The sequence below is a fragment of the Yoonia sp. R78084 genome, assembly GCF_044595625.1.
In the GTDB taxonomy this organism is placed as follows: Bacteria; Pseudomonadota; Alphaproteobacteria; order Rhodobacterales; family Rhodobacteraceae; genus Yoonia.
This window is the reverse complement of the sequence record NZ_CP138993.1, coordinates 637419-663617: the sequence shown is the minus strand read 5'-3', so window position 1 is coordinate 663617 and position 26199 is coordinate 637419. Positions and strand designations below refer to the sequence as shown.

Annotated in this window: 28 protein-coding genes and 1 tRNA gene; 10 read left to right on the top strand and 19 right to left on the bottom strand. The window is 58.5% G+C overall.

Annotation, left to right across the window (positions count from 1 at the left end):
• Window positions 1–157 precede the first annotated feature (157 nt).
• Both SJY29_RS03535 and SJY29_RS03530 read left to right on the top strand, forming a co-directional pair.
• A complete protein-coding gene (locus SJY29_RS03535) occupies window positions 158–448 on the top strand; it encodes an SCP2 sterol-binding domain-containing protein (protein WP_400086877.1) in 291 nt (96 codons plus the stop codon).
• On the top strand, window positions 448–1398 hold the full coding sequence (locus tag SJY29_RS03530) for an alpha/beta hydrolase (protein ID WP_400086875.1): 951 nt from the start codon (window positions 448–450) through the stop codon (window positions 1396–1398). Before SJY29_RS03535 ends, SJY29_RS03530 begins: the two co-directional genes overlap by 1 nt.
• Here SJY29_RS03530 and SJY29_RS03525 read toward each other — a convergent pair.
• Window positions 1395–2609: a threonine ammonia-lyase gene (locus tag SJY29_RS03525; RefSeq protein ID WP_400086872.1), complete on the bottom strand. Its 1215-nt coding sequence runs from the start codon at window positions 2607–2609 to the stop codon at window positions 1395–1397. The two genes, SJY29_RS03530 and SJY29_RS03525, sit on opposite strands and share 4 nt — an antisense overlap.
• A 104-nt stretch (window positions 2610–2713) precedes the next feature.
• Between SJY29_RS03525 and SJY29_RS03520 the strand changes: the two genes are divergently transcribed.
• The 3 genes from SJY29_RS03520 to SJY29_RS03510 all read left to right on the top strand — a co-directional run bounded on the left by SJY29_RS03520 (window position 2714) and on the right by SJY29_RS03510 (window position 7198).
• Window positions 2714–3727 carry a ligase-associated DNA damage response exonuclease gene (locus SJY29_RS03520; protein WP_400086869.1) on the top strand — a complete coding sequence of 338 codons (1014 nt, stop codon included), beginning with the start codon at window positions 2714–2716 and terminating at the stop codon, window positions 3725–3727.
• A complete protein-coding gene (locus SJY29_RS03515) occupies window positions 3724–5313 on the top strand; it encodes an ATP-dependent DNA ligase (protein WP_400086866.1) in 1590 nt (529 codons plus the stop codon). Before SJY29_RS03520 ends, SJY29_RS03515 begins: the two co-directional genes overlap by 4 nt.
• Before the next feature lie 67 nt (window positions 5314–5380).
• Window positions 5381–7198 (top strand): M3 family oligoendopeptidase, encoded by a 1818-nt coding sequence (locus tag SJY29_RS03510; protein ID WP_400086863.1) that lies wholly within the window; start codon window positions 5381–5383, stop codon window positions 7196–7198.
• A gap of 43 nt (window positions 7199–7241) precedes the next feature.
• Here the strand turns inward: SJY29_RS03510 and SJY29_RS03505 are convergent, their stop codons facing one another.
• From SJY29_RS03505 to SJY29_RS03485, 5 genes are all read right to left on the bottom strand, one after another.
• The gene (locus SJY29_RS03505; RefSeq protein WP_055294772.1) at window positions 7242–7526 is read right to left on the bottom strand and encodes a DUF4389 domain-containing protein; all 285 of its coding nucleotides are present in this window, start codon (window positions 7524–7526) and stop codon (window positions 7242–7244) included.
• Between the two features lie 9 nt (window positions 7527–7535).
• A complete protein-coding gene (locus tag SJY29_RS03500) occupies window positions 7536–8510 on the bottom strand; it encodes a Gfo/Idh/MocA family protein (RefSeq protein WP_400086860.1) in 975 nt (324 codons plus the stop codon).
• Between the two features lie 120 nt (window positions 8511–8630).
• Window positions 8631–9527, bottom strand: coding sequence for an RNA polymerase sigma factor RpoH (rpoH, locus tag SJY29_RS03495; RefSeq protein ID WP_055687569.1), 897 nt, complete (start codon window positions 9525–9527; stop codon window positions 8631–8633).
• Between the two features lie 162 nt (window positions 9528–9689).
• Window positions 9690–10721: an RluA family pseudouridine synthase gene (locus SJY29_RS03490; RefSeq protein WP_400086857.1), complete on the bottom strand. Its 1032-nt coding sequence runs from the start codon at window positions 10719–10721 to the stop codon at window positions 9690–9692.
• A 28-nt stretch (window positions 10722–10749) separates the two neighbouring features.
• Window positions 10750–10826, bottom strand: a tRNA-His gene (locus tag SJY29_RS03485).
• 138 nt (window positions 10827–10964) lie between these two features.
• Here SJY29_RS03485 and SJY29_RS03480 point away from each other — a divergent pair.
• Window positions 10965–11156, top strand: coding sequence for a DUF6324 family protein (locus tag SJY29_RS03480; protein ID WP_110280067.1), 192 nt, complete (start codon window positions 10965–10967; stop codon window positions 11154–11156).
• Here the strand turns inward: SJY29_RS03480 and SJY29_RS03475 are convergent.
• Window positions 11143–11601, bottom strand: a complete 459-nt coding sequence (locus tag SJY29_RS03475) for an MmcB family DNA repair protein (protein WP_400086854.1) — start codon at window positions 11599–11601, stop codon at window positions 11143–11145. The two genes, SJY29_RS03480 and SJY29_RS03475, sit on opposite strands and share 14 nt — an antisense overlap.
• A gap of 321 nt (window positions 11602–11922) precedes the next feature.
• Here SJY29_RS03475 and SJY29_RS03470 point away from each other — a divergent pair, with 321 nt between their 5' ends.
• Window positions 11923–12069: a hypothetical protein gene (locus SJY29_RS03470; protein WP_165689306.1), complete on the top strand. Its 147-nt coding sequence runs from the start codon at window positions 11923–11925 to the stop codon at window positions 12067–12069.
• Window positions 12070–12294: 225 nt separating this feature from the next.
• Here the strand turns inward: SJY29_RS03470 and SJY29_RS03465 are convergent, their stop codons facing one another.
• From SJY29_RS03465 to SJY29_RS03440, 6 genes are all read right to left on the bottom strand, one after another.
• Window positions 12295–12603, bottom strand: a complete 309-nt coding sequence (locus tag SJY29_RS03465; protein WP_110280066.1) for a hypothetical protein — start codon at window positions 12601–12603, stop codon at window positions 12295–12297.
• A gap of 49 nt (window positions 12604–12652) precedes the next feature.
• Window positions 12653–13132, bottom strand: a complete 480-nt coding sequence (nusB, locus tag SJY29_RS03460; protein WP_110280065.1) for a transcription antitermination factor NusB — start codon at window positions 13130–13132, stop codon at window positions 12653–12655.
• A complete protein-coding gene (locus SJY29_RS03455; protein ID WP_400086851.1) occupies window positions 13129–13668 on the bottom strand; it encodes a 6,7-dimethyl-8-ribityllumazine synthase in 540 nt (179 codons plus the stop codon). Before SJY29_RS03455 ends, nusB begins: the two co-directional genes overlap by 4 nt.
• A complete protein-coding gene (ribB, locus tag SJY29_RS03450; protein ID WP_110280273.1) occupies window positions 13668–14798 on the bottom strand; it encodes a 3,4-dihydroxy-2-butanone-4-phosphate synthase in 1131 nt (376 codons plus the stop codon). Before ribB ends, SJY29_RS03455 begins: the two co-directional genes overlap by 1 nt.
• Before the next feature lie 100 nt (window positions 14799–14898).
• Entirely contained in the window at window positions 14899–15456 is a 558-nt protein-coding gene (locus tag SJY29_RS03445; RefSeq protein ID WP_400088827.1) for a hypothetical protein, read from the bottom strand.
• On the bottom strand, window positions 15456–16052 hold the full coding sequence (locus SJY29_RS03440; RefSeq protein WP_400086848.1) for a riboflavin synthase: 597 nt from the start codon (window positions 16050–16052) through the stop codon (window positions 15456–15458). The genes SJY29_RS03445 and SJY29_RS03440 overlap by 1 nt, the downstream gene beginning before the upstream one ends.
• Window positions 16053–16180: 128 nt before the next feature.
• Here SJY29_RS03440 and SJY29_RS03435 point away from each other — a divergent pair, with 128 nt between their 5' ends.
• Together SJY29_RS03435 and SJY29_RS03430 are read left to right on the top strand one after the other, a co-directional pair.
• Complete coding sequence (locus SJY29_RS03435) at window positions 16181–17476, top strand: capsule biosynthesis protein (protein ID WP_400086846.1); 1296 nt, start codon at window positions 16181–16183, stop codon at window positions 17474–17476.
• 10 nt (window positions 17477–17486) lie between these two features.
• Window positions 17487–19481, top strand: coding sequence for a capsular polysaccharide biosynthesis protein (locus SJY29_RS03430; protein ID WP_400086843.1), 1995 nt, complete (start codon window positions 17487–17489; stop codon window positions 19479–19481).
• Here the strand turns inward: SJY29_RS03430 and ribD are convergent.
• The 4 genes from ribD to SJY29_RS03410 form a co-directional block, all read right to left on the bottom strand.
• Window positions 19478–20575, bottom strand: a complete 1098-nt coding sequence (ribD, locus tag SJY29_RS03425; protein WP_400086841.1) for a bifunctional diaminohydroxyphosphoribosylaminopyrimidine deaminase/5-amino-6-(5-phosphoribosylamino)uracil reductase RibD — start codon at window positions 20573–20575, stop codon at window positions 19478–19480. The two genes, SJY29_RS03430 and ribD, sit on opposite strands and share 4 nt — an antisense overlap.
• On the bottom strand, window positions 20572–21045 hold the full coding sequence (gene nrdR / locus SJY29_RS03420) for a transcriptional regulator NrdR (RefSeq protein WP_110280060.1): 474 nt from the start codon (window positions 21043–21045) through the stop codon (window positions 20572–20574). Before nrdR ends, ribD begins: the two co-directional genes overlap by 4 nt.
• Window positions 21046–21204: 159 nt before the next feature.
• Window positions 21205–21609, bottom strand: coding sequence for a secondary thiamine-phosphate synthase enzyme YjbQ (locus SJY29_RS03415; protein ID WP_400088825.1), 405 nt, complete (start codon window positions 21607–21609; stop codon window positions 21205–21207).
• Between the two features lie 45 nt (window positions 21610–21654).
• Window positions 21655–21921: a hypothetical protein gene (locus SJY29_RS03410; protein WP_400086838.1), complete on the bottom strand. Its 267-nt coding sequence runs from the start codon at window positions 21919–21921 to the stop codon at window positions 21655–21657.
• A gap of 194 nt (window positions 21922–22115) precedes the next feature.
• On the opposite strand from SJY29_RS03410, the gene SJY29_RS03405 reads away from it, so the two are divergent.
• A complete protein-coding gene (locus SJY29_RS03405) occupies window positions 22116–23693 on the top strand; it encodes a sulfotransferase (RefSeq protein WP_400086835.1) in 1578 nt (525 codons plus the stop codon).
• 20 nt (window positions 23694–23713) lie between these two features.
• Here SJY29_RS03405 and SJY29_RS03400 read toward each other — a convergent pair whose 3' ends face one another.
• Together SJY29_RS03400 and rpoD are read right to left on the bottom strand one after the other, a co-directional pair.
• Window positions 23714–23974: an HlyU family transcriptional regulator gene (locus SJY29_RS03400; protein WP_400086832.1), complete on the bottom strand. Its 261-nt coding sequence runs from the start codon at window positions 23972–23974 to the stop codon at window positions 23714–23716.
• A gap of 134 nt (window positions 23975–24108) precedes the next feature.
• Window positions 24109–26088, bottom strand: coding sequence for an RNA polymerase sigma factor RpoD (gene rpoD, locus SJY29_RS03395; protein ID WP_110280056.1), 1980 nt, complete (start codon window positions 26086–26088; stop codon window positions 24109–24111).
• Between the last annotated feature and the right edge of the window lie 111 nt (window positions 26089–26199).

The window sequence follows — 26199 nt, the reverse complement described above, 5'->3', positions numbered from 1 at the left end:
TTGCGCGTAAGCGGGTAAGGAAAACCCAACCGTAAGGCAAAGTGCCGTAACGATACATTTGAAGCGATGTGCGTGCATAACCATAACGGTAATGTAGCGCACTATGCGGCCAACACCAGAGGTCGCAGGGTGATATCAACCAATAGAGGACGAAAAAATGAGTGATGTTGTAACAGAGGCCGTCGCCGCCCTGAACGCAAAGATGGACGGGGCCGGTTTTGACGGCAGCGCGAAATTCGAGATCGCGGGTGAGGGAAGCATCATCATCGACCAGAACGGCGCTCACGCAGGTGACGACGATGCAGATGTGACCCTGACGGCCTCGACCGAGACGTTCAAAGCCATTCTTGACGGTGAAATGAACCCGACGACCGCCTTTATGACCGGCAAACTCAGTGTTGACGGCGATATGGGCCAAGCCATGAAGCTGGCGGGCGTTATAGGCTAATGCTGGAGGCGGCCCCTCTTTTCGAAGATATCGCAGGCGGTCCCGCCGGAGGGGTCGCCCATTGGCTGACAACATCTGACGGGGTGCGCATCCGCGTGGGCCACTGGCCGCTGGCCGGCGCCAAAGGCACCGTGCTGATCTTTCCGGGCCGCACCGAGTATGTTGAAAAATACGGCAATACCGCCAAAGCCCTGCAAGACCGCGGATACGCTAGTCTGGCGATTGACTGGCGCGGCCAAGGCATTGCCGACCGCATGACACCTAAGCGCGCGATCGGGCATGTCGGTGCATTCGCGGATTATCAAAAAGATGTGACCGCAACCTTGGCCTATGCACAAGAAGCCGGTCTTCCGCGCCCCTACTTCCTGCTGGGGCATTCGATGGGCGGATGTATCGGACTGCGCGCGTTGATCGACGGGCTGGAGGTTCAGGCCGCGATGTTCTCGGCGCCGATGTGGGGTGTCCAGATGGCCACCCTGTTGCGCCCCGTCGCATGGGGGCTCTCCGCGATGAGCACACCTTTGGGGTTCGACCAGAATATCGTGCCCGGCCAGTCCGAGGAAAGTTATCCGTTGCGCGAGACGTTTGAAGAAAACACGCTGACCAATGATCCCGAGATGTGGGCGCAATTCGGCACGCAGCTTCGCCAACAGCCCGATCTGGGTCTCGGCGGGCCATCGTTACGCTGGCTCAACGCCTCTTTGCGTGAAATGCATCAACTCAGCACCGTCCCCTCGCCGCAGGTGCCCTGCCTGACCTATCTGGGCACCGACGAAGTGATCGTTGATCCCTCGCGTATCCGCGAACGGATGGCGAAATGGCCAAATGGCGTGTTGCGCGTGATTGAAGGCGGCAAGCACGAGATGCTGATGGACATGCCCGAAATGCGCGACATGATCTTTGATGAAACGACAGCGTTTTTTGACAAACAAGTGGCGCCTGTAGCCTAGGCCAGATCACTGTCCGTGCGCACCTGAAATCCCGCGCCACGTAGCTCGCTGACCACTTCGGACACATGTTGCTGATCGCGGGCTTCAATCACGATCTCAAGCTCGGCCTGCTTGAGCGACACGCTCTGCATCATCCGCTGGTGGATCACCTCGATCACATTGGCCCCCGCCGCGCCAATAATGCGCGAAATATCCGAAAGCTGGCCTGGTGTGTCGTCAATCTCGAAGGTCAGGCGCGTAATCCGGCCATCGCGCACCAAACCGCGCAGAATAAGTGTCGAGAGCAGCCGCGAATCGATATTGCCGCCACAAACAACAAGCCCCACCTTTTTGCCTGCAAAATCCTTGGCATGCTTTTCGATAACTGCAAGTCCAGCGCCCGCGGCCCCTTCGGCCACGATCTTTTCGTAAGACAGAAGATCAAACACGGCCGCCTCAATCTCGGCCTCGGTCGCTGTTTCCACACGGTCCACATGCGTCTTGATCACAGCAAGGTTCGCCGCAGCCGGTTCCCGCACTGCGATCCCCTCGGCCAGTGTCGCGCCGCCAAAATTGGTGCCCAGGTCATCAAAATGCGCTTTGACTGCATCGAAATTCGCGGCCTGCGCGCCGATCACCTGCACGTCGGGCTTGACTGATTTTGCAGCGATTGCCATTCCCGCAATCAGTCCCCCTCCGCCAATCGGCACGACAATCACATCAAGATCCGGTTCCTGTTCAAGCATCTCCAAAGCGACGGTGCCCTGCCCCGCAGCCACGATCGGATCATCAAAGGGATGCACGAAGGTCATCCCTTTTTCCGCCGCCATATCCAGCGTGAACTGCACACTTTCATCAAAACCCTTGCCATGCAGCACGACTTCTGCCCCGAAATCCTTGGTGCGTTTGACTTTGTTGAACGGTGTCCCTTCGGGCATCACGATCACCGCGGGAATGCCAAGGCGGCTGGCGTGATAGGCCACGCCCTGCGCATGGTTTCCGGCACTGCAGGCGATCACACCGGCGGCGCGCTCCGCATCGCTGAGTGTCAGAAGCTTGGCCAAGGCACCCCGCGCTTTGAACGCGTTGGTGTGTTGGAGGTTCTCCAGCTTGAGATAGAGATCAATGCCCAGATGCAGCGACAGGCGGGCCGCATGGACAGTGGGCGTGCGCATCGTGGCGGGTTTGATCGCCTCATAGGTTTTCGCAATCAGCGCAGGATCAAGGGCCATGGGCCACCTCGTTCAAGAATAACACCCCACAGCCCTACACCGTAAGGTGGGTGAAACCCACCCCCCACCATTGGCCAGCACTCTTCGCGCCCTATAGTCGGATCATGGCCGACGTTCTTACCTTCACAGACAGGGGCATTTATTGTCCAGCGGGCGATTTCTATATCGATCCGTGGCGCCCCGTGGACCGCGCGCTGATTACCCACGGCCACAGCGACCACGCGCGCTGGGGGATGAACCGCTATCTGGCTACGACAGGCACAGCCCCTGTCATGCGGCACCGCTTGGGCGATATCACGTTCGAAACCACAGACTACGGTGTTGAGACCCGCATCGGCGACGCAACCGTCTCTTTCCACCCTGCCGGACATGTGCCTGGTTCAGCGCAGATCAGGGTGGCCGTAAAAGGCGAGGTCTGGGTCGTCTCTGGTGACTACAAGACAGTGGCCGACGGGCTCTCTGAACCGTTCGAACCCGTCCCCTGCCACGCTTTCATCACCGAATGCACCTTTGGCCTCCCGATTTTCAAATGGACGCCCCAAGACATTCTCGCCCGGCAAATCAACGATTGGTGGGCCGCCAATGCCGCCGCCGGCCGCACCTCGATCCTCGGGGCCTATGCATTGGGCAAAGCGCAGCGGTTGCTGACAACCGTCAACACTGACATCGGCCCGATCCTGACGCACGGCGCGATCGAAAACACCAATGCGGTACTGCGCGGCCAGGGTTTTACCCTGCCCGAAACCACCCTTGTCACCGCTGAAACCACCCATAAAACCCACCCCGGCGCATTGGTACTTGCCACGCCCAGCGCACTTGGCACCCCTTGGGCACGCAAATTCGGCACGGCCTCCACTGCATTCGCCAGCGGCTGGATGGCCCTGCGCGGTGTACGGCGCAGGCGCGCGGCGGATCGCGGGTTCATCGTCTCAGACCATGCCGATTGGGAGGGGCTGAACGCTGCGATCAAGGCGACCGGTGCGACCAAGGTCTTTGCCACCCACGGCTACACGGGTGCCTTCCAGAAATGGCTGTCCAGCCAGGGCTATGACGCGCATATCGTCAGCACGGATTACCAGGGCGAAGGGTTTGACCAAGCGGACGAGGCCGAGGCATGAAAGACTTCGCCGCCCTCTTCACCCGCATCGACGAAAGCACTAAGACCAGCGTCAAGACCGCCGCACTTGCCGATTATTTCCGCACCGCAACGCCCGAAGACCGGCTGTGGACCATTGCGCTTTTCACAGGGCGTCGCCCGAAACGCACCATCACGGCCACAAGGCTCAGGGAATGGGCGGCAGAGGTCGCGGGCCTGCCTGACTGGTTGTTCGAGGAAAGCTATAGCATCGTCGGTGATCTGGCCGAGACCATCGCGCTGGTGTTGCCCCCAGCCACGACGACGCGCGACCACACCCTCACCCACTGGATCACCTATATCAGAACACTGGCGACCCTCGAAGATGACGCACGCAAATCAGGTATTCTGGAGGCATGGAACAGCTTGCCCCACACCGAAAGGTTCCTGTTCACCAAGCTTCTAACCGGTGGCTTCCGCATCGGGGTCAGCGCAAAACTCATCACCCGCGCGCTGGCACAGGCCACCGGCCAGCCTGAACCGGAACTAACCCACAAGCTCATGGGCAATTGGACACCGGACACCACCACATGGGACGCGCTGATTGAAGCGAACGACCCGACGGCCGACCTATCGCGCCCCTACCCTTTCTATCTTGCCTATCAACTCGACAGTTTTGACGATCTTGGTGCGCCTGCCGATTGGAACGCGGAACGCAAATGGGACGGCATCCGCGGTCAGCTGATTGTCCGTGGCGGCGAACACCACCTGTGGTCGCGCGGTGAAGACCTGATGACCGACCGTTTTCCCGAACTGGCACAACTGCGCGATTACCTGCCCGATGGTACGGTGATAGATGGCGAGGTGCTGGCCTTCGCTGATGAAAAGCCCCTGTCTTTCAACGCGCTGCAAAAACGGATCGGGCGCAAGACGGTGCCAAAGAAACTTCTTGCCGAGGCGCCAGTGATCCTGATGGCCTATGACCTTTTGGAACATCAGGGGGCGGATGTACGCGATCAACCTCTGAAAGACCGCCGCGCAAGGCTGGAGGATCTGATCAAGGATGCCCCTGTGACAGCCCCCCTGCGGCTGTCGCCCTCGGTCCCTTTCCAGACATGGGATGATCTGCGCACCGCACGCGACCAATCCCGCGATCTGAACGCCGAAGGGTTGATGCTCAAACGCCTAGACAGCCCTTACCTTGCTGGGCGCAAACGGGGCGATTGGTGGAAATGGAAGATTGATCCGCTGACCATCGATGCGGTGATGATCTATGCCCAGGCAGGGCACGGACGGCGTGCGAACCTGTTCACGGACTACACATTCGCTGTTCGCGACGGCAATGATCTGGTGCCCTTCACCAAGGCCTATTCCGGCCTGACCGACAAAGAATTCCGCGAAATCACGGCGTGGGTGCGCAAGAACACGCTGCAACGCTTTGGCCCTGTGCGCCAGGTGCCCGCCGAACATGTGTTCGAAATCGCCTTTGAGGGCATCCAGGCCAGCCCGCGCCATAAATCCGGCGTTGCTTTGCGTTTTCCACGCATGCTGCGCTGGCGGCGTGACAAACCCGTTGATGAGGCCAATACGCTGGACGATCTCAAAGAGATGCTGGCCACCTACGGCTGAACGCCCTTAACACTTTTCGCAACAATGCCTATGTATGCCCCAACACATGAAAAATAGAGGTTACCCTATGCCATTCCCCCAGCCCGTCTTTGATGCCAACGCCAGCGGTGGAAAGGATCTTGGCAACCTGCCCGAATGGGACCTGAGCGATCTCTACCCCGCCACCGACAGCCCCGAACTGGCGCGCGATATGGCATGGCTGGAAAAAGAGTGCGCGGATTTCGCGGCAAGCTACGAAGGCAAACTGGCGACACTGGACGCAGGCGGGCTCTTGGAGGCCGTGCAACGCTACGAACAGATCGACGTGATCGCGGGGCGGATCATGTCCTTTGCCGGCTTGCGCTATTATCAATGCACAACCGACAGCGACCGCGCGAAATTCATGTCGGATTGTCAGGACAAGATGACAACGGCCACCACGCCGCTGGTCTTCTATGGTCTGGAATTCAACCGGCTTGATGACGACCACCTTGCCGATCTGCTTTCCGCCAATACGGACCTCGCGCGGTACAAACCTGTCTTTGACCGCATGCGTGCGATGAAGCCGCATCAGCTCTCGGATGAGCTGGAAAAATTCCTGCATGACCAATCCACGGTCGGTGCCGCAGCATGGAACCGGCTATTTGATGAAACCATGGCGGCGCTGGAATTCGTGGTCGATGACGAGGTGCTGAGCCTTGAAGCAACGCTGAACCTGCTGACCGAACAGGACCGCGCCAAGCGCGAGGCGGCGACCCACGCGCTGGCGGCGGTGTTCCGCGAAAACATCAAAATCTTTTCGCGCATCCACAACACGCTGGCCAAGGAAAAAGAGATCGAAGACCGCTGGCGCAAGATGCCCACCCCGCAAACCGGACGGCACCTGTCCAACCATGTCGAAGCCGAAGTGGTCGAGGCGCTGCGCAACGCCGTTGTCGCCGCCTACCCGCGTCTGTCGCACCGCTACTATGCGCTCAAAGCCAAATGGCTGGGGCTGGAGCGGATGCAGGTCTGGGACCGCAACGCGCCTTTGCCGATGGAAAGCAACAAGATCGTCAACTGGGACGAGGCGACAGCCACCGTGATGGACGCCTACGCAGGGTTTGATCCCAAAATGGCCGAAATCGCCAAGCCATTCTTTTCTGAGGGTTGGATCGATGCAGCCGTCAAACCCGGCAAAGCGCCGGGCGCTTTCGCGCACCCCACAGTGACACCTGTCCACCCATATGTGATGCTGAACTATCTTGGCAAACCGCGTGATGTCATGACCCTCGCCCATGAGCTTGGGCACGGCGTGCATCAGGTGCTTGCGGCAGAACAAGGCGAGTTGTTGTCCTCAACCCCGCTGACACTGGCCGAAACCGCGTCGGTCTTTGGCGAAATGCTGACGTTCCAGAAACTGCTGGACGGGGCGAAGACCAAAGAAGAACGCAAGATCCTGCTGGCGGGCAAGGTCGAAGACATGATCAACACCGTCGTGCGCCAGATCGCGTTCTATGATTTTGAATGCAAACTCCACGCCGCCCGCGCCGAGGGCGAATTGACGCCGGATGATATCAACGCGCTCTGGATGTCGGTGCAGGCCGAAAGCCTTGGTCCGGTGTTCGATTTTGCGGATGGTTATGAAACCTTCTGGGCCTATATCCCCCACTTCGTACACTCGCCCTTCTACGTCTACGCCTATGCGTTCGGCGACGGATTGGTAAACGCGCTTTACGCGGTCTATGCAGAGGGCGACCCCGATTTCCGCGAGAAATACTTCGATATGCTGCGTGCTGGCGGGTCAAAGCACCACAAGGAACTGCTCGCACCCTTTGGCCTCGACGCGTCCGACCCGAAATTCTGGGACAAGGGCCTTTCGATGATCGAAGGTTTCATTGATGAATTGGAAGCGTTAGAGGACTAGGTGCGACGCGGTCTCGGATCAAGTCCGGGACCGCACAGCGGCCTCAATCCAGCTCGGTCCATGGCCAAGGCTTCACCTCACTCGCGGCGGTCTGATAGCGCGCTGCCTTGGCCATCCAGACACCCATCGTTGTGCCCATTTCGGCCAGTTGATCATTCGGCTGACGCTGATTGACCAACATAATCAGGAACTGCGCCACGGTCATAATCCCGAGCAGTGTGCTGGCCATGCTCATCAGCACGGCAATGATCACCATATGCACCAAGCGCAGCCAGATGTTTTCGTAGTCGTCCACATTAATATCGGAGCGGTCATCATCATTGGGCATCGTCATCTCCTAAGCGGGCCGTCCACCAGCCGCAAAAACCATATCGATCATCTTCTGCGTTCCGCGCGAAAACTCAAGCGGGCATGGATAGACGGCACCAGTCTGCACCGATTGACAGAAATTTTCCACCTGCAGGACATATTGGTTCACCCCCGGCCAACGCTCGGTCGTGACGGTCTGGCCATCGGTTGTCATCGTCAGAACAGCCGCATCAAAGACATTGGCATTGTAAGGACAGGTCAATTTGAGCACACCCTTGTCGCCTTGAAAGGTGATTTCCTGACGCGGGAACATGCGGATCGACACCATCGCCGCATAGCTGAAGCTTGGAAAATCCGCCGCGACCTGCGCAAAGATATCGACATCATTGTCGAACCGCAGCTTGGCATAGGGAACTGCAAGTGGCTCTTCTCCGGACACAAAACGCGCGGACCCAAAGGTATAGACCCCGATATCACGCAAACCGCCACCACCCGCGGCAGGCTGATTGCGGATATTGCCCGCGTCATCATTAAAGAAACTGAACGCCGCATCCACATGCACCAAGGTACCAATTGCGCCGCCTTGCACCAGTTCGCGCGCGCGGATGAATTGCGGATGATGCACGATCATATAGGCCTCGGCGGCCAAAACGCCCGCCGCATCCCGCGCGGCGATCAATTGATCAAACTCTTCCTCCGCGAGCGTCATGGGCTTTTCGCATAACACATGCTTGCCCGCCGCCATTGCCTTGAGCGACCATTCCACATGCAGGTGATTTGGCAGCGGAATATAGACCGCATCAATCGCCGGATCAGCCAAAAGCGCATCATAGCTGTCATGGACCTGAATGCCCGGCGCAAAGGCCTGAAAACCGGCGGCTTTTTCAGGGCTGGATGTGGCAAGGGCTACCAGTTCGGCGCCTTTGGCCGCGTGTATCGCAGGCCCCATGTGTTTTTCAGCAAAGTTCGCGGCACCCAGAATGCCCCAGCGCAATGGTTTCATGTTCGTTTCCCCTTTGGCGCGATGTTAGCGCCACCAAGGACCAAAAGGAAATACGCGCAGAAACGAAAAATCCCCGCCAGCAGCGCTGACGGGGATGATTATTGCGAGAGCGATACGGCCTTACGCGTCAGCCAACATGCCCTTCTGGCGCGCCAGTTCCTGCATCTTTGCCTGCAGCTTTTCAAACGCCCGCACCTCGATCTGGCGGATACGTTCGCGGCTCACGTCATACTGGCTGCTCAGGTCTTCAAGCGTGACAGTCTCCTCGGACAGACGACGCTGCATCAGAATGTCTTTCTCACGCTCGTTTAGAACAGACATGGCATCGGCCAAGAGTTCGCGGCGCGCATCAAGTTCGTCATGAGCTTCATACTCGGCCGCTGTATTCGCGCTCTCGTCCTCAAGCCAGTCCTGCCATTGCGCAGCACCTTCACCATCGGCACTGACCGTGGCGTTCAGCGATGCGTCCCCACCGGACAGACGGCGGTTCATGGAAATCACTTCGTCCTCGGTCACACCAAGATCGGTCGCAATCCGCTGGACGTTTTCAGGGCGCAGATCACCGTCTTCAAGCGCACCAATCCGGTTCTTCGCCTTGCGCAGGTTGAAAAAGAGCTTCTTCTGCGCTGATGTCGTGCCCAGCTTCACCAAAGACCATGACCGCAGGATATATTCCTGGATCGAGGCACGGATCCACCACATGGCATAGGTTGCCAGACGGAAGCCCTTTTCAGGATCAAAGCGTTTCACCGCCTGCATCAGGCCGACATTCGCCTCTGAAATCACCTCGGCCTGCGGCAGACCATAGCCGCGATAGCCCATGGCGATTTTAGCCGCCAGACGCAGGTGCGATGTCACCATCTTATGCGCAGCTTCCGTATCTTCATGGTCAACCCACCGCTTGGCGAGCATATATTCTTCTTCAGGCTCCAGCATCGGAAACTTACGGATTTCCTGCATATAGCGGTTCAGGCCACCTTCCGGCGTCGGCGCTGGTAAATTCTTGTAGTTACTCACTGTATCTGCCCTCCTATGTATAAAGGCTTAACATGGATATGGGAACGCTAACATTTGGTTTCAAGAGCGGTCATATCCGATTCCGTTAAAAAGAATATGAACTAATCAGTTCAGTTTTGCGACCCATGTTTCCGTGCATTCACGCACATGGGATCGTTTATTTCAGCCCTGAGCGCCAAGAGCGCGCAAAAGATCGCGCATATCTTGGGGGATTTCCGCCTCAAACTGTAGAAATTCGCCTGAAACAGGGTGTTCAAACCCCAAAGTCGCCGCATGCAGCGCCTGACGCGGAAACGCGGCTACAGCCGCAACACCAGCCTCACCAATCGCCTTGGGCGACAGTTTGCGCCGCCCACCATAGACCGGATCACCGATCAACGCGTGCCCGCAATGGGCCATATGCACCCTGATCTGATGGGTGCGCCCCGTTTCCAGCCAGCATTCGATCAAGGCCGCACAAGGCGGCGTGCCCAACGGCTCAACAATGCGCGACCGCGTCACGGCATGGCGCCCGCTGGTAAAGGACACGGCCTGCCGCTGCCGGTCTGTCCGGTGACGGCCCAGAAACGTCTGGATCTTCAGAATATTGCCCGGCTCAAACGACGTCCCCTTGATCCCGCGCAGGCGCGGATCGTTCTGATCCGGCAGGCCATAGCACACCGCCAGATAGCGGCGCTCCACCGTATGGGCCGCAAACTGGTCGGCCAGATGATGATGCGCGCGATCCGATTTCGCCGCCACCAGCAACCCTGTGGTTTCTTTGTCGATCCGGTGCACGATACCTGGGCGCTTCATGCCCCCCACACCCGAAAGCGTATCACCGCAGTGATGGATCAGGGCATTGACCAAGGTCCCGCCCGGGGTGCCCGGGGCAGGATGCACCACCATGCCACTGGGTTTATTGACGACAATCAGATCGTCATCTTCAAAAACCACATCCAGAGCAATGTCTTCCGCGCCAATGTGGCTTTCCTCGGCAAGAGCGACACTGACAGCCACGACAGCGCCTTCCGCAATCCGGAAACGAGGATCACTGATTACAGCGCCGTTCACGGTCACAGCCCCGTCAGCAATCAACTTGGCCAACCGCGACCGGCTGAGTGCAGCCTCTTCCGGCACGTCACGCCCCAGCGCCTTATCAAGGCGTGGCGGCGGGTTTGGCCCGATTTCAAATGTAATGAGCGTCTCACCCATGATCGTCTCCGGCACTGCATGGGAGGGATGGTACCGCCTCCCCGGCTTGAACGGGGGACCCCTGGTTCCACAAACCAGTGCTCTAACCAACTGAGCTAAGGCGGCAACAGGGGTGATCTAGCGGCATGAGATCACGATTGCAAGTCCCTACGCAAGGAAACTGTCGGGGCTGAAAGCTTCATCCCCTTGCCAATGCGGCATGCTGCGCTGTAGGACCAAAGCCAGCAAATCTAAGGGGCTACCATGGGTATCAACAACGAGCGCGACATCGAAGCGAACATGCAAATCGGACCAACCGATCTGGGCATGGTGCGAATATTCATCGAAGCCGATGGTATCGAAATTCCGATGGATTTTGACCCTGAAGAAGCTGACGAGATCGCCGAAGAGATCAAGGCCGCGGCAATGGCAGCCCGCGCCGTCAAAAAGCGGTAATAAACCCCGGATCGCGCGCGGCCTGCGCACGCACCGCGGCATGGCGCGCAAATTTCTGCATCATCACTTTACGCCGCGCAGCGGCCAGTCTGATTTCAGGCCCCATCCGGATGATCTCGGCGTCATAGGCATCAGCAAGAATCAGGCCCGTCTCTTCCGGCAACAACTCGGTTGGAAAATCGCTATCGACCGCCCAGAAAAAACGGTCACACCATTCCAGATATCCGCGCCATTTGCTGTCTGACTGAAAATCGGCGCGGCTGGATTTGCATTCGACAATCCAGATCTCGCCCTTCGGCCCCAGTGCCATCACATCAACGCGCAGGCCGGATGTCGGCACCAACTCTTCGACACTCACAAAATCATGTCCCCGCAAGGCGCGGCTGACCCCCCGCGCCAAAAGCTGGCCGGGCATCAGGCTCGGGCTGTAGGACAGATCGGACATAGCCGATACCATGAACAATAGGTGAACATAACGCAAGGCCAAACCGCGTCTCCTCAACGCGACTCAGTGCAGCAAAACGGCAAAAGCGCAAAGCGAAACAATCTCGAAATCATGGGTAGGATTGATCAAGGTGGATAATTTTAATTATTAAATATCAACTATTTACGTAATATTTAGCCTCTAAAGCAAATTGAAACGCGCCACATTTATGACTGAAACGGGACACATTGGGCGCAATCACAGGGGCAAAAGCCTTGTCCACGTCACGTTTTCGGCCGCTTTCCTACGTAAAACTTAAAGCAACCAAGAGGAGCGTAACGAATGTCACTGTTTGCCAACATTACTTTTTTCGAAGTCTCTATGGCTCTTGTCTTTGTCGGTATCGCAGAGCGTTTGTTGCTCGGCTACGCCCCTGCCGAAATGGTTGGCGCAAAAGGCTGGCTCATCCGCGGTGACATCGAAGAATAAGCTGTTCGAGGGGCTTGCCCTTCGTCACACACACCCCTACCTGTTGGGCGACGGGTTCTGCGCCTCTCGTATACCATAGGTACGAATCCAGTGGCCTTAAGCAAATCCGAGGGAGCTGGCTCTGTTCTGACCCTGGTCTGATTACCTGGCGCCCACCTGTACATACAGGTCCTCGGGATTAGTTACCTCTACGGTTGCCGTGGTTCCCGTCACTTTCAAAAAACGCTACCTGCCGCGCGATGCGCGCGCTTCAACGCGGATCGGAATAAGCGGTCCGCGATGGTCATCATCATCGTCGTCATCTGCCTGTGACATGACCACGATTGCAAACTGGACGCTGCCAAACACCGTGCCGTGAAAGAACCACAGCAAAAACACCGCCAGATAGCCTACATCAGAGCCGGCAATCAGGCTGCCAAGTCCGGCCACATCGTTCCAGAGGATCAGTGCGACAAAGACCGCCGACAGCGCAAAGCCGATGGCACAATGGCGCAGATAAAGCCGCATAAGATCAGGTTCATTCTCAGGGCGCATGTGCGATCCTCCTGCGCTTTAGAATATACCTAACTTCGGCAATGGCAAATCACGATGATTTCCCGAATGCCTCCGGCTGGGCTTCGCGGGCCATGTGATCAAGGACAGCGTTGACGAACTTAGGCTCTTTGCCATCGGCGGAAAACGCCTCGGCCACGCCGACAAATTCGCTGATCACAACTTTGGGCGGCGTCTGTTTCAGCATCATTTCTGCACCAGCCGCGCGGAAGAGCGCGCGCCATGTGGGATCAATGCGCGCAATCGGCCATTTCGCCACCAGCGCACGATCGGTCATCTGGTCGATCGCGGCCTGATCATCAACGGCCTTTTCCATCAACCCGCGGAATGTATCCACGTGGCCCTCGGCCATCTCGCCGTCCTCATAGACAGCGCCAAGGCGATGATCCTCGAACTCGCGCGTGACCTGATCGACGGTCTGGCCACTGGCCTCCATCTGGAACAGGGCCTGCACAGCATAGAACCGTGCGGCGGATTTCATTTTGCGGAGCTGGTTGTTCGAGAGGGTCATGTGCTGGTCTTGCTATCCGTATCGCCGGCCATCAGGATGTCGCGGGTGAACCCCACGCCCTTGTCGGCTTTGCCCCACTTACGGGCCAGCGCAATCAGGTGCAAGGCCGCAGCGGCCGCCCCGCCGCCTTTGTTCATTTCAGCAGGATCAGCACGCACTTCGGCCTGCGCGCGGTTTTCGACGGTCAGGATACCGTTGCCGATGCACAAACCTTGCAAGCCCAAAAGCTGGATCGCGCGGCTGCTGTCATTGCAGACGGTGTCATAATGCGTCGTCTCGCCCCGGATCACACAGCCGAGGGCGACGTAGCCGTCAAAATTGCTCATCCGCTCGGCGATGCCGATCGCGGTGGGAATTTCCAGCGCACCGGGCACCTCGACAAGATCCCAGGTTGCACCGGCCTTTTCGATCTCGGCCTTGGCACCGGCGATCTGGTTATCCGAGATATCCTTGTAATAAGGCGACGCCACGATCAGGATTTTCACGGGCTTGTCGAATTCCGGCAGGGGCATGATGTAGTGGGAAGGTCCGGCCATTATCCGATCTCCGAAATTTTACGTGTACCGACAATTTCCAACCCGTAGGCATCCAGTCCAACGACCTTGGGTTTGGGTGAGTTGGTCAGCAATTCGATCTCATGCAAACCCAGCGAGCTGAGGATTTGCGCACCAAGCCCGTACTGGCGCAGCGTTTGCGGCGAGACCTCTTCACCTGTCTCAAGCTTCATATGCACATCACGCAGCAGCACCAGCACACCGCGCCCTTCTTCGGCAATCAGTGACATCGCATCGCCGAATTCGTTGCGCCGCCCCTTGGGGCCTGCGCCTACAATATCCAGCAATGGATCCATGGCATGCATCCGCACAAGCACAGGCTCGGGTGTCGAGATATTGCCTTTGATCAGGGCGATATGTTCCGCCCCTTGGGTTTCGTCAGTGTAGATGCGCAGTTCCCATTCACCGCCGAATTCCGACTGGATGGTGCTGCTTTCGCGGACACGCACCAGATTGTCGTGGCGACGGCGATAGGCGATCAGATCACTGATCGTCCCGATCTTGAGGTTATGCAGCTGCGCAAAGGCAATCAGATCAGGCAGGCGCGCCATCTCGCCGTCTTCCTTCATGATCTCGCAGATCACACCCGAAGGGTTCAGCCCTGCAAGACGGCTGATATCCACGGCGGCCTCGGTATGGCCTGCGCGGACCAGAACGCCGCCGTCACGGGCACGCAGCGGAAAAACGTGACCGGGTGTTGCGATATCGGCAGCGCCCTTTGATGCATCAATCGCCGTCGCCACGGTACGCGCGCGGTCATGGGCAGAAATACCGGTGCTGACACCCTCACGGGCCTCGATGCTGACGGTAAAGGCGGTTTCATGGCGTGACGAGTTCTGTGACGCCATCAAGGGCAGGCCCAGTGCATCAATCCGCGCACCAGGAAGCGTGAGGCAGATCAGCCCGCGCCCGTGCTTGGCCATAAAGTTGATCGCATCCGGCGTGGCCATCTGCGCAGGGATCACCAGATCGCCCTCGTTTTCGCGGTCCTCATGGTCCACAAGAATGAACATCTTGCCGTTGCGCGCATCTTCAATGATATCTTCGATCTTGCTGATTGCGTCGGACCAATCCCGTTCAACAGGGCCGGGTGTCTCAAATTGCTGGGTCATATCTGTCTCCGCAGGCGTCTTGCCTGAGGCAGATAGCCCAGAGGCAGCACTTTGGAAAGCGTCTATGGGCAGGTTCACGTAAGGTGGATCAAGATCCACCTTACCCGCAAAAGAACTGCTCTGCCTGCAAATAGCCCGCAGTCCGTGCCGCCTCGGCCCATTCACGCTCGAACGCGGTGTCACCCACGATCACAAAACGGTCCGCAGGATGCCCCTCGGCCGTGATCATTGCGCGCATCCGGTCACGCATCACGGCCCAGCTGTCACTGTATGCCGGTGCGGCATGGGCACCGGAAAGACCTGCCAAGGCCCCGAGGTGCGTGGGCGTGACAGGTTTATGCGCAACGCCCTTGCACACCGTGCGCACCAAGCCTGCCAGCTTATCAGCGCGATCTACCGGAAGCGGCTGTCCTTCGCGCAAAACCCGCAAGGCATTGTTCGAAAATAGAAAGCCGATCAGATCATGGCCGGTGCTGGCGCGGATACCGGCATAGGTTTTGTAAGGCAAACCCAACTCGGCTGCGCGCCGCACACGCAGGCGCACCACTTCAATCGGGAGGGTGGGCATCAGGTCTTTGCGCGCCCGCGTCCACACATGGGTCCGCCAGCTTTTGCCGGGCTCATCAACCCGACCCGAATTATGCCCGATGCCTGCCATCACGCGTATTCCTGCAGCCGCGCCACATAACGGGCCATTGTATCAATCTCGAGATTGATCCGGTCACCGACCTTGGTGTCACCCCACGTGGTGGCAACCTTGGTGTGCGGAATAAAGTTGATGCCGAAATCCGCGCCATCCACCTCGTTCACCGTCAGTGACGTGCCATCCAGCGCCACCGAGCCTTTCGGTGCAATAAACCGCGCCAGATCCTGCGGCGCACGGAAGGTCACGCGTGTACTGTCGCCTTCATCCCGCATCGCGATCACCTCGGCCACACCGTCCACATGCCCCGACACGATATGCCCGCCAAGCTCATCGCCGACCTTCAGGGCCCTCTCAAGGTTCAGGCGCGACCCAACGGACCAGCCACCCACATTGGTCGCCCCCACAGTCTCGGCGGAAATTTCGACGTCAAACCAGTTTTGCGGTGCGCGGCCCAGCGCCACGACGGTCAAACACACACCATTGCAGGCAATCGAGGCCCCGATATCAATGCCGGCCACATCATAGCCGGTCCCGATCCGCGCCCGCAGATCGCCGCGCTGTTCAAGCGCGAGCACTGTGCCGATATCTGTAACAATTCCTGTGAACATTGCTGCGCGTCCCCTCTTTGCTCTGCCCTGACCTAGCGTTTCAAGGTCGCCACGGCAAGCCGGACGCTTGCCAGCGATGCCTAATCAGGTCAGTAAGAAACACAGGATATCTTTCATTCAACGTCATTATGCCAAATCAAAAGTCTTTTCTTTTTCTGCAGGGCCCACATGGCCCGTTCTTCCGCCAGTTGGGCCGGATGCTGCGCCATACCGGCGCCAATGTCTGGCGAGTCGGATTTAACGCAGGGGATGCGGCCTTTTGGGGCCGTGCACCGGGTTACATCCCGTTTCAGCACGACCTTGGCACATGGCCCGCAACACTGGCCGCGATCCTGCAAGACCACGCCATTACCGATATCGTGCTTTACGGTGACACCCGCCCCACCCACGCAGAGGCGGTGCGACAGGCCAAAGCCCTGGGCCTGCGCGTGCATGTCTTCGAGGAGGGCTATCTGCGCCCCTATTGGGTGACCTATGAACGCGGCGGCAGCAACGGCCATTCCCGTCTGATGGATATTTCCGTTAATGAAATGCGCGACAGGCTCGCACAATCGGACGTCGACCTGCCCACCCCGCCTGCACATTGGGGCGATATGCGGCAACATATCTTTTACGGCGCGCTCTATCATTGGTTCGTGATGTTCCGGAACCACCGCTACCCCGGGTTCAAGCCGCACCGCGCCCTGCCCGTCCACCGCGAGGCATTGCTTTATACAAAGCGCCTTCTGCTCATGCCCTTCCTGCGCCTGCACCGGCGTTGGGCCACCCTGCGCATCAAGGCCGGCGGCTATCCCTACCATATCGTCTTGTTGCAACTGGAACATGACGCAAGCTTTCAGGCCCATTCCTCATTCGCGACCATGCAGGACTTCATCGCCGAGGTGATTGCGGGCTTTGCCAAAGGCGCGCCTGCGCATCACCATCTGGTCTTCAAGGCGCATCCATTGGAAAACGGGCAGTCCCCCTTGCGGCGCATGATCCGCACATTGGCAAAGGCGCACGGGGTCAATGCGCGGACGCATTACCTGCGCGGTGGTAAACTTGCACAGATCCTTGGTGACGCGCGCTCTGCTGTAACCGTGAATTCCACCGCAGGTCAGCAAGCACTCTGGCGTGGCATCCCCCTCAAGGCCTTTGGCACAGCCGTTTACAGCAAGCCCGAATTCGTCTCGGACCTTCCATTGCATGCGTTCTTTGCAGCCCCTGAACGTCCCGACGCCAAAGCCTACCGCACCTATCGCCAGTTCCTGCTTGAAACCAGCCAGGTCCCCGGCGGCTTCTATTCCGCCTCGGGCCGCCAGCAGCTCTTGCGACACCTTGTCGATATGATGCTGCAGGACGCCGATCCTTACGATGCCCTGCTGCCGAGACAATCGCAGGCAAGCCCGCCTTTGCGCGTTGTACAGCCCAGACCGCTGCAATAGTTTGCCGCCGATGACACAGGAAAAACGCCAGAACCTCTACGTCTACAATGGCGGCTTCCTGACCAAAGGACGGGTCCGGCGGATTGTCGAACTGGCAGGCTATGATATCAAGATCGGCGCACCGGGTGACGGGGATCTTGTTGGGGTCTGGGGGCACAGCCCCACATCCCCGCGCGGTGAGGCAGTGGCCGCAAGGCGCAATGCACCAATCCTGCGCGTTGAGGACAGTTTTCTGCGCTCTGTGGGGCTGGGACGCGACGGAGCACCGCCCATTGGCCTGAATATTGACCGGCGTGGCGTGCATTTCGATCCTGCAACTGAATCTGATCTGGAACTGATCCTTGCCGAAGAGCCTTTGGACGACACCGCCCTGCTGAACCGTGCGCGCGCCGGGATCGAGATGCTGAAATCAGGGCACCTGTCAAAATACAACGCCTTTGATCCGGCTCTGCCCGTCCCTGAGCCGGGCTATGTTCTGGTGATCGACCAGAGCCGCAAAGATGCGTCGGTTGCAGCATCGGGCGCGGACAGCAATACCTTCCGCGAGATGCTGTTCTACGCGCAAACCGAATTTCCCAACGCCCAGATCCTGATCAAGTCACATCCGGAAACCGCGGCAGGGCACCGCAAAGGGTATTTCACCAAGAAAGACACAAACGCGCGCATTGCGCTTGCTGATGACGGCCTGTCGCCTTGGGCGCTGTTGGAAGGGGCGATTGCCGTCTACACGGTCAGTTCGCAACTTGGCTTTGAAGCCATCCTTGCAGGGCACAAACCTGTCGTCTTCGGCCAGCCGTTCTATATGGGTTGGGGGCTGACAGATGATCGCAAACCGCTGCAGCGCCGCCAACGCAACCTGACCCGCGCGCAGCTTTTTGCCGCCGCCATGATCCTCTATCCCACGTGGTATGATCCATTCCATGACCGCTTGTGCAGCTTTGAAGAGGCCGCCGCGACACTGGCTTCCGAGGCACAGGCATGGCGCGATGATTATAAGGGGTGGGTCGCCGCCGATATGCGGCTTTGGAAACGCAGGACCCTGCAGGATTTCTTCGGGCGGCCCAAACCTGTGAAATTCCTGCGCGGCCCCAAGGCCAGCCATAGCGCCCGCGCCAAAAACCACCGCTTGATGCGTTGGGCCAGCACCGGCGCAAAGGATGCGGTGCTGGTCGAGGACGGCTTTCTGCGCTCCCGCGGACTGGGTGCCGATCTGATTGCACCGCTTAGTCTGGTTCTGGATGATCAGGGCATCTATTACGACGCCACGCGGCCTAGCCGGTTGGAAACACTGCTCAACGCAGCGGACGATCTGAGCGAACACGAACGCGCACGGGCAGCAGCATTGATCGAACGGATAACAGAGGCGCGGTTGTCGAAATACAACCTCACCGCCAAGCCGCTGCCCGATCTGCCCAAAGGCCGCCGCATCCTTGTGCCCGGTCAGGTGGAAGATGACGCATCCGTCATCCATGGCAGCAGTGAGGTGAACACCAATCTGGCCCTGCTTGAGATCGTGCGCAAAGCAAATCCCGCCGCCGTGATCCTGTATAAACCTCACCCTGATGTCGAAGCAGACCTGCGCCCTGGTGCGGTTGCCCATGCGGCGGAACTGGCCGATGTCGTGCTGGCGGGCACCGATCCCATCGACGCGATCGACGCGGTGGATGAGGTTTGGACCATGACCTCTCTCTTGGGTTTTGAGGCGCTTTTGCGCGGCAAGAAAGTCACCTGTCTCGGCACGCCCTTCTATGCGGGCTGGGGCCTGACCGATGACCGCGCCATGCCCGAGCCGCGCCGTCAGGCGCGGCTTGATCTCACGGCTTTGGTGCATGGCACACTGATCACCTATCCGCGCTATCGCGATCCGGTCACAGGTTTGCCCTGCCCCGTCGAAGTGATCGTAGATCGCATTGAAAACAATGACTTGCCAAAACACAGCGTCTTCAATCGCAGCCTGGCAAAACTTCAGGGTATATTTGCCAGCTACGCGTTTTTGTGGCGCTAGACGGCAGGCAGGCGCGACCAGATGTGGCAGATATCCTGTCCCACAGGCCTCACGCTGTCCAATGCAAAACGCGGCGCAGAGGCCAGACGATCAACGCCCATCGCCGCCAGCATCGGCGTGCCTTCGGCCCCGATTGCGGCACCTGCAGAATAGACAATCAACTGATCCACCAGACCCGCGTTCAGCAGCGACGCGGCCAACATGCCACCGCCTTCGCAGAACACGCGGGTCACACCCTTTGCGGCCAGTGCTTGCATCACCGCGCGTGGGTCCACCTGGCCAGATGCCGTGGCACAGGGCAGGCTTTGCGCGCCTTTTGTCGTCCACTCGGTGACATCCGCTTCGGCCCCGTGACAAAGCCAGACTGGTACCTCATGTGCAGTCTGCGCAAGCCGGGCTGTGGCGGGAATTTTCATCGCACGCGACACAACCACACGCACCGGTTGGCGCGAAATCCCCAGCCCCCGCACCGTCAAGGACGGATCATCGGCACGCACCGTTCCCGCCCCCACCATCACCGCATCATGGCGCGCGCGGTACATATGCACATCGCGGCGCGCCTGAGGTCCGGTGATCCATTGGCTTTCCCCTGTGGCGGTCGCAATGCGCCCGTCCAGCGTGCCGGCCATTTTCAGCGTCACAAAGGGGCGGTTTTGGGTGGTGCGCAGCAAGAACCCCGCATGATCGCGCAGGGCCTCCGCTTCCCCCACACCACAATCCACGATAATCCCTGCATCGCGCAACATCCGGATACCACGCCCTGCAACGCGGCTGTCAGGATCACCCGTCGCGACAACCACACGCGCCACACCCGCTCCAATCAAAGCTTGAGAGCAAGGCGGCGTCTGTCCGTGATGCGCGCAGGGTTCCAGCGTGACATAGGCGGTCGCACCTGCCGCCGCAGCCCCGGCCTGTGCCAGTGCGCGCGTTTCCGCATGCGGCCTGCCACCATCAGCCGTCCACCCGCGCCCGACAATTTTACCATCTTTGACAATCACGCAGCCCACAGCAGGATTGGGCCAGACACGCCCCATCCCGCGCCGCCCCAACATCAGGGCGAGCGCCATAAACCGGTCATCCTGGTGCTGGGTCACGTATCCAGATCGTCTTTGTGATCAGGGCGCAATTCGCTGACGAATTTGTCGAAATCGTCTGCCGCCTGGAAGTTCTTGTAAACACTCGCAAAGCGCACGTAGGCCACGGTGTCGATCCGCGCGAGGCTTTCCATCACGATCTCGCCGATTGTGCCGGACGGAATATCCGTCTCGCCAAGGCTTTCGAGACGGCGCACGATGCCACTGATCATCTGGTCAATCCGCTCGGGCTCGACAGGGCGTTTTTGCAACGCGATCCGGATCGAGCGTTCCAGCTTGGGCCTGTCGAAATCTTCGCGGCGGCCATTGGTCTTGATCACCACAAGGTCACGCAATTGCACACGTTCATAGGTGGTAAAACGTCCACCACAGGCCGGACAAAACCGCCGGCGGCGGATCGCCACGTGGTCTTCGGCGGGGCGGCTGTCTTTGACCTGTGTGTCAACATTTCCACAAAACGGGCAACGCATGTTCAGTCCTCATTCATTTGCGGGGGGCTACGACTGGTAGCGCGGCCCCACTTATCCACAGGCACTATATGAGCGCAGGTAGGTTTTGGGTAGGGGGGAAATGAAGGCGCAAGATGCAGGGCTGAGGTGTTGCTTTTGCGGCGCGGTTGACCGGTGCGCTCAGCCCAGATGCGCAATCACGCGCCTCTGGTGCGGCCTGTCGCGGTGCTCAAAAAGATAGATCCCCTGCCACGTGCCCAGGGCCAGCCGGCCGTCGGTCACAGGAATGCTCAAATGGGTCGGCAGCATTGCTGCTTTGATGTGCGCAGGCATATCGTCGGGACCTTCATAGGTATGTGTCAGATAGGCCATGCTGGAGTCGGTCGTGGGTGGCACCAGGCGCGCAAAGAAGTTCTGCAAATCCACCTGCACTTCAGGGTCTGCGTTTTCCTGAATAACAAGACTGGCCGACGTATGCTGGACAAACAGTGTCAGCAGGCCGGTCCCCTTGGCCCAGCTGGCCACTTGGCGGGTAAACTCATATAGGCCGGGGCCGTTTGTTGCGATGGTCAGTTGCGTCTGCATGGCACCAGCATCGGATGGTGCCACGCAAAGCGCAAGCCCGTGCCCTTACTCTTTCGCGCAGGCCAGCGACGTCTCGGAGCGCGCGTAGGTTTCCGCGTAGATATCGTCTGGAAGTGCCAGCATGGTTTTCAGAACCGACGCAATCGGCAGGCTACAGGCGTCATCGGTTGTCGCTTTCTGGCTTGCCGGTACAACCAATTCAGCTGTCCTGTCAGACACCAGGTTGCCAGGTTCAAACTCATAGGCGTGGAGTGCAGGCACGAAAGCGATCGAAAGCGTGGCGGTCGCCAAAGTCATCTTCAAACGGATCATAATGTCTTCCTTCTTTGGCTGGCATGTGGGCCTGCCTGCGGGGCCTATCAATCTGCACAGATGCGATGGTGTGTGCTCATAAATGCACATCAGATCATCGTGATGACGTTACAGCCGAAAACTGGTGGTTTTCGCGCCCGCGACTTGCGGCTATACGCAGATCCAGCAACGCAGCCGCTCAGAAAGATCTCTTCATGGCCCAAATCGCCCTTCCAAAAATGCTTGCCGATGCACAGGCCGCTGAAGAGGCGGGGAAACTCGGGGTGGCGCAGGCAATTCTGAGCAAAGCCACCACAGACTATCCCAAAGACCCGAAATCACTGCTGCGCCTTGTCCGGCTCCTGGCGCGCAAGGGCAAGCAACCCAGACTGGCGCTTCCGCTGCTGCCGCGCCTGCTGAAACTCGCACCGGCCTCTGGCCTCGCGCACGAACTTGCCGCAGAAACATACTGCAAATTGCGCAGCTACGAGATTGCACTGGTGCACGCAGACAAGGCGCTGGCACTTGCGCCGAAATCCCCCGACTGTCTCTATGTGGCCGCAACCGTCTATCAGCAGAATGCGCGCCACGACGAGGCGATCAAGCTGATCAAGCGCGCCCTGGCACTGCGCCCCGATCACCGCCCGTCCAAGCTTCTGCTGGCATCGTCACTCAACGCAACGGGCCAACAAAAAGAGGCCGAGGCCATCTGCCGCGCCATCTTTGCCGAAACGCCGAATAACCAACATAATCTGATGCTTTGGAACAGCGCGGTAAAAGCGTCCGTGGATGATCCCATCTATCAGTACATCAAGAACACGTTGTTGCCGGAGTTCACAGCAACGGATGAGCAAAGCCTGCGGTGGGTGTTGCGGACACTTGGCAAAGCCGAAAACGACATCGGCAATTATACGCAGTCTTTCAAATACTATACGCAAGCCAAGGCACTTGAGCCCAAACGCCATGAGCGCGGCAAGAACAAACAATTTGTGAGTGCATTGCTCGCCAAAACATCCCGGGCCGACTTTTTTGGCGGCACCGGACATGACAGCGAAAACCCCGTCTTGATTGTGGGCATGCCACGCACAGGCAGCACGCTGCTCGAACAGATCCTGTCCAGCCATCCGCAGATCGGGGGCATCGGTGAAAGCGCACAGTTGCGCAATCTGGCGACATCCATCGGGTTCAAGAGCGGTGACGGTGCAGGTTTGGCCAAGCTTGTGCAGAACCTGTCACCCCAAAAGGCCAAAGAGCTTGCTGAAATCTACCTCAAGAATTCCAGCACAATTGCCCCCGGCAAACTGCGGGTCGTCGACAAGAACCTGCATAATTTCGAGCTATTGGGGCTTTTTGCGAAACTGTTTCCCAAAGGCAGGATCATCCTTGCACTGCGTGACCCGATGGATAACTGCGTGTCATGCTATCTGCAGCCGCTCAGCGGGTTCCACAGCTACACCCAGGATCTGACATCCATGGGCCAGTACTATGCAGAGTTCCGCAGGCTGGTTGCGCACTGGCAAAAAGTCATCCCCAATCCGATGATGGAAGTGCACTACGAGGACATGGTCGCCGACACCGAGGGCATGGCGCGCAAAATCATTGATTTCATCGGAGTAGAGTGGGATCCCGCCTGTCTTTCGTTTCAGGAAAACAAATCACATGTGCGGACCCTGTCGGTCTCGCAGGTGCGTCAGCCGATCTACAAAACGGCGGTGAAACGGTGGCAGCGGTATGAGGAATTTCTTGATCCGCTCAAGGCCGAGCTTGCGCATTTATACCCTGACGGGTTCTGACCACCCGAACGGGGCGGCGCTTAGCGAAACAACCGATCCCCCTGTTCGTCGATCACCTGCTTGGCCTTGGCCACAGAGGCATCCTCGGCCTGCTCTTTGGACTGCAATACATCGGCGCGGATCAGGTCATGCACCTGCCCGTCCTTCTCGATGCGCGCGCCGATCCGCCAGCCATTGCTCGCTTTCTCGGGGGTCGGCGTGATGGTGCAGTCTTTGTAGGTTTCCGCAGGGGTCGCCTGCGTTGTCTTGCCGCCACCAAAGAGCTTGGAAAAAAGTGACATGGAACCTCACCTGTTTTGGGCAGCATAAACACCTGTCCGTGGGGTGAAAAGAGCGCAGGCCGCCACGGCGACAGGCAAAGAAGAACCCCACCGTGTTGCGCACGATGGGGCTTATTTTCGAAAGCTGTAAAAGCTTACTGGTCGAGGAAAGACCGCAGCTTCCGGCTCCGGCTTGGGTGCTTGAGCTTGCGCAGCGCCTTCGCCTCGATCTGACGGATCCGTTCGCGTGTCACGCTGAACTGCTGACCCACTTCTTCCAGCGTATGGTCGGTGTTCATACCGATCCCGAAACGCATCCGTAGCACGCGTTCTTCGCGTGGAGTGAGTGACGCCAGAACCCGTGTCGTGGTTTCCTTCAGGTTCTCCTGGATCGCTGAATCCAAAGGCAGGATCGCATTCTTATCCTCAATGAAATCGCCAAGCTGGCTGTCTTCCTCGTCACCAATCGGCGTTTCCAGCGAAATCGGCTCTTTGGCGATCTTCATCACCTTGCGGACCTTTTCCAAAGGCATTTGCAGCTTTTCAGCCAATTCCTCTGGTGTCGGCTCGCGGCCGATTTCGTGCAGCATCTGGCGACCGGTCCGGACCAGCTTGTTGATCGTCTCGATCATATGGACAGGAATACGGATCGTGCGGGCCTGATCCGCGATAGACCGCGTGATCGCCTGACGGATCCACCATGTGGCATAGGTCGAGAATTTGTAACCGCGACGGTATTCGAACTTGTCGACCGCTTTCATCAGACCGATGTTACCTTCCTGGATCAGATCAAGGAACTGCAGACCACGGTTGGTGTATTTCTTGGCAATCGAGATAACGAGACGCAGGTTCGCCTCGACCATCTCTTTCTTGGCCTGACGCGCCTCTTTCTCGCCCTTCTGGACCTGCTGCACAATGCGGCGGAATTCGGTGATATCTACGCCCACATACTGACCGACCTGCGCCATGTCTCCGCGCAGCTCTTCGATCTTGCCAGTTGATTTCTCGATCAGCATCTGCCAGCCACGACCGGATTTTTCCGCCATGTCATCAAGCCAGTTCGGATCAAGCTCGCGGCCGCGATAGGCGTCGACAAATTCGCGGCGGTTGATACGGGCCTGATCGGCCAGTTTCACCATCGAACTGTCGATCGACATGATCCGGCGGTTGATGCCGTATAGCTGGTCGATCAGCGCTTCGATCCGGTTGTTGTGCAGGTGAAGCGAATTCACCAGCTCAACGATTTCCGAGCGCAGTTTCTGGTATTTCTTTTCCTGCTTGTCCGAGAATGATGAATCCTCGTTCAACGTGGCCGACATCCGCGCGTCCTGCATGTCGGACAAGGCCGCAAAATCGCGCGCGATCAGTTCCAGCGTTTCAAGCACGCGGGGCTTGAGTGCCGCCTCCATGGCCGCAAGCGACATGTTGGCCTGATCGTCATCATCGTCTTCGTCATCTTTGGCAATCGGGTTGCCATCGGCGTCAAGCTCTTGGGTCGCTTCTTTCTTTTCTTCGGACTGGCCGGCAGGGGCCGCCACGACGGGTTCCTCACCCTCTTCGCCCAACTGGTTGCCAAACGTGGTTTCCAGATCAATCACATCGCGCAGCAAAATGTCTTCGGACAAAAGTTCGTCGCGCCAGATTGTAATCGCCTGAAAGGTCAGCGGGCTTTCGCACAACCCGAGGATCATGGTGTTGCGACCGGCCTCGATCCGCTTGGCAATCGCGATTTCACCTTCGCGCGACAAAAGCTCGACCGAGCCCATTTCGCGCAAATACATCCGCACCGGATCATCCGTGCGGTCCAGCTTCTCGGCCTCGGCCCCGCCCAGCGTGACCTCACGCGAACCCGCGACAGTCGCCAGGGCCGTGTTGCCCTGGTTCTCTTCGGTCTCTTCGCTTTCTTCTTCTTCGGTGACTTGGATGCCCATTTCGGACAGCATCGACATCACATCTTCGATCTGGTCCGACGACACCTGCTCGGGCGGTAGAACAGCATTGAGTTGGTCGTAAGTGATATAACCCCGCTCGCGCGCATCAGAGATCATTTTCTTGACCGCGGCTTGGCTCATATCAAGGCTGATATCACCGTCCTGGTCAGCGTCCTTGCGATCATCGTTGTCTTTCGCGGCCATGCGGAATGCCCTTTCGGATGCGTTATTTCGTGCCAAAGTGATTCGGCTGATTCGGTTAATTTCGAATCAACCTCGCATCGAGGTGATTCGCAAGCAGTTGACTTATTGTTC

What these genes read in the sequence shown, in the direction of transcription:
- SJY29_RS03400 (WP_400086832.1), bottom strand. Translation starts at nt 23,974, where the DNA reads ATGTCACTTTTTTCCAAGCTCTTTGGTGGCGGCAAGACAACGCAGGCG.
- SJY29_RS03480 (WP_110280067.1), top strand. Translation starts at nt 10,965, where the DNA reads ATGGGTATCAACAACGAGCGCGACATCGAAGCGAACATGCAAATCGGA.
- SJY29_RS03465 (WP_110280066.1), bottom strand. Translation starts at nt 12,603, where the DNA reads ATGCGCCCTGAGAATGAACCTGATCTTATGCGGCTTTATCTGCGCCAT.
- SJY29_RS03470 (WP_165689306.1), top strand. Translation starts at nt 11,923, where the DNA reads ATGTCACTGTTTGCCAACATTACTTTTTTCGAAGTCTCTATGGCTCTT.
- SJY29_RS03490 (WP_400086857.1), bottom strand. Translation starts at nt 10,721, where the DNA reads ATGGGTGAGACGCTCATTACATTTGAAATCGGGCCAAACCCGCCGCCA.
- SJY29_RS03415 (WP_400088825.1), bottom strand. Translation starts at nt 21,609, where the DNA reads ATGCAGACGCAACTGACCATCGCAACAAACGGCCCCGGCCTATATGAG.
- SJY29_RS03435 (WP_400086846.1), top strand. Translation starts at nt 16,181, where the DNA reads ATGCCAAATCAAAAGTCTTTTCTTTTTCTGCAGGGCCCACATGGCCCG.
- SJY29_RS03405 (WP_400086835.1), top strand. Translation starts at nt 22,116, where the DNA reads ATGGCCCAAATCGCCCTTCCAAAAATGCTTGCCGATGCACAGGCCGCT.
- SJY29_RS03440 (WP_400086848.1), bottom strand. Translation starts at nt 16,052, where the DNA reads ATGTTCACAGGAATTGTTACAGATATCGGCACAGTGCTCGCGCTTGAA.
- SJY29_RS03445 (WP_400088827.1), bottom strand. Translation starts at nt 15,456, where the DNA reads ATGGCAGGCATCGGGCATAATTCGGGTCGGGTTGATGAGCCCGGCAAA.
- SJY29_RS03520 (WP_400086869.1), top strand. Translation starts at nt 2,714, where the DNA reads ATGGCCGACGTTCTTACCTTCACAGACAGGGGCATTTATTGTCCAGCG.
- SJY29_RS03530 (WP_400086875.1), top strand. Translation starts at nt 448, where the DNA reads ATGCTGGAGGCGGCCCCTCTTTTCGAAGATATCGCAGGCGGTCCCGCC.
- SJY29_RS03505 (WP_055294772.1), bottom strand. Translation starts at nt 7,526, where the DNA reads ATGCCCAATGATGATGACCGCTCCGATATTAATGTGGACGACTACGAA.
- SJY29_RS03500 (WP_400086860.1), bottom strand. Translation starts at nt 8,510, where the DNA reads ATGAAACCATTGCGCTGGGGCATTCTGGGTGCCGCGAACTTTGCTGAA.
- SJY29_RS03535 (WP_400086877.1), top strand. Translation starts at nt 158, where the DNA reads ATGAGTGATGTTGTAACAGAGGCCGTCGCCGCCCTGAACGCAAAGATG.
- SJY29_RS03475 (WP_400086854.1), bottom strand. Translation starts at nt 11,601, where the DNA reads ATGTCCGATCTGTCCTACAGCCCGAGCCTGATGCCCGGCCAGCTTTTG.
- nrdR (WP_110280060.1), bottom strand. Translation starts at nt 21,045, where the DNA reads ATGCGTTGCCCGTTTTGTGGAAATGTTGACACACAGGTCAAAGACAGC.
- SJY29_RS03410 (WP_400086838.1), bottom strand. Translation starts at nt 21,921, where the DNA reads ATGATCCGTTTGAAGATGACTTTGGCGACCGCCACGCTTTCGATCGCT.
- nusB (WP_110280065.1), bottom strand. Translation starts at nt 13,132, where the DNA reads ATGACCCTCTCGAACAACCAGCTCCGCAAAATGAAATCCGCCGCACGG.
- SJY29_RS03515 (WP_400086866.1), top strand. Translation starts at nt 3,724, where the DNA reads ATGAAAGACTTCGCCGCCCTCTTCACCCGCATCGACGAAAGCACTAAG.
- ribB (WP_110280273.1), bottom strand. Translation starts at nt 14,798, where the DNA reads ATGACCCAGCAATTTGAGACACCCGGCCCTGTTGAACGGGATTGGTCC.
- SJY29_RS03510 (WP_400086863.1), top strand. Translation starts at nt 5,381, where the DNA reads ATGCCATTCCCCCAGCCCGTCTTTGATGCCAACGCCAGCGGTGGAAAG.
- SJY29_RS03525 (WP_400086872.1), bottom strand. Translation starts at nt 2,609, where the DNA reads ATGGCCCTTGATCCTGCGCTGATTGCGAAAACCTATGAGGCGATCAAA.
- SJY29_RS03430 (WP_400086843.1), top strand. Translation starts at nt 17,487, where the DNA reads ATGACACAGGAAAAACGCCAGAACCTCTACGTCTACAATGGCGGCTTC.
- rpoD (WP_110280056.1), bottom strand. Translation starts at nt 26,088, where the DNA reads ATGGCCGCGAAAGACAACGATGATCGCAAGGACGCTGACCAGGACGGT.
- SJY29_RS03455 (WP_400086851.1), bottom strand. Translation starts at nt 13,668, where the DNA reads ATGGCCGGACCTTCCCACTACATCATGCCCCTGCCGGAATTCGACAAG.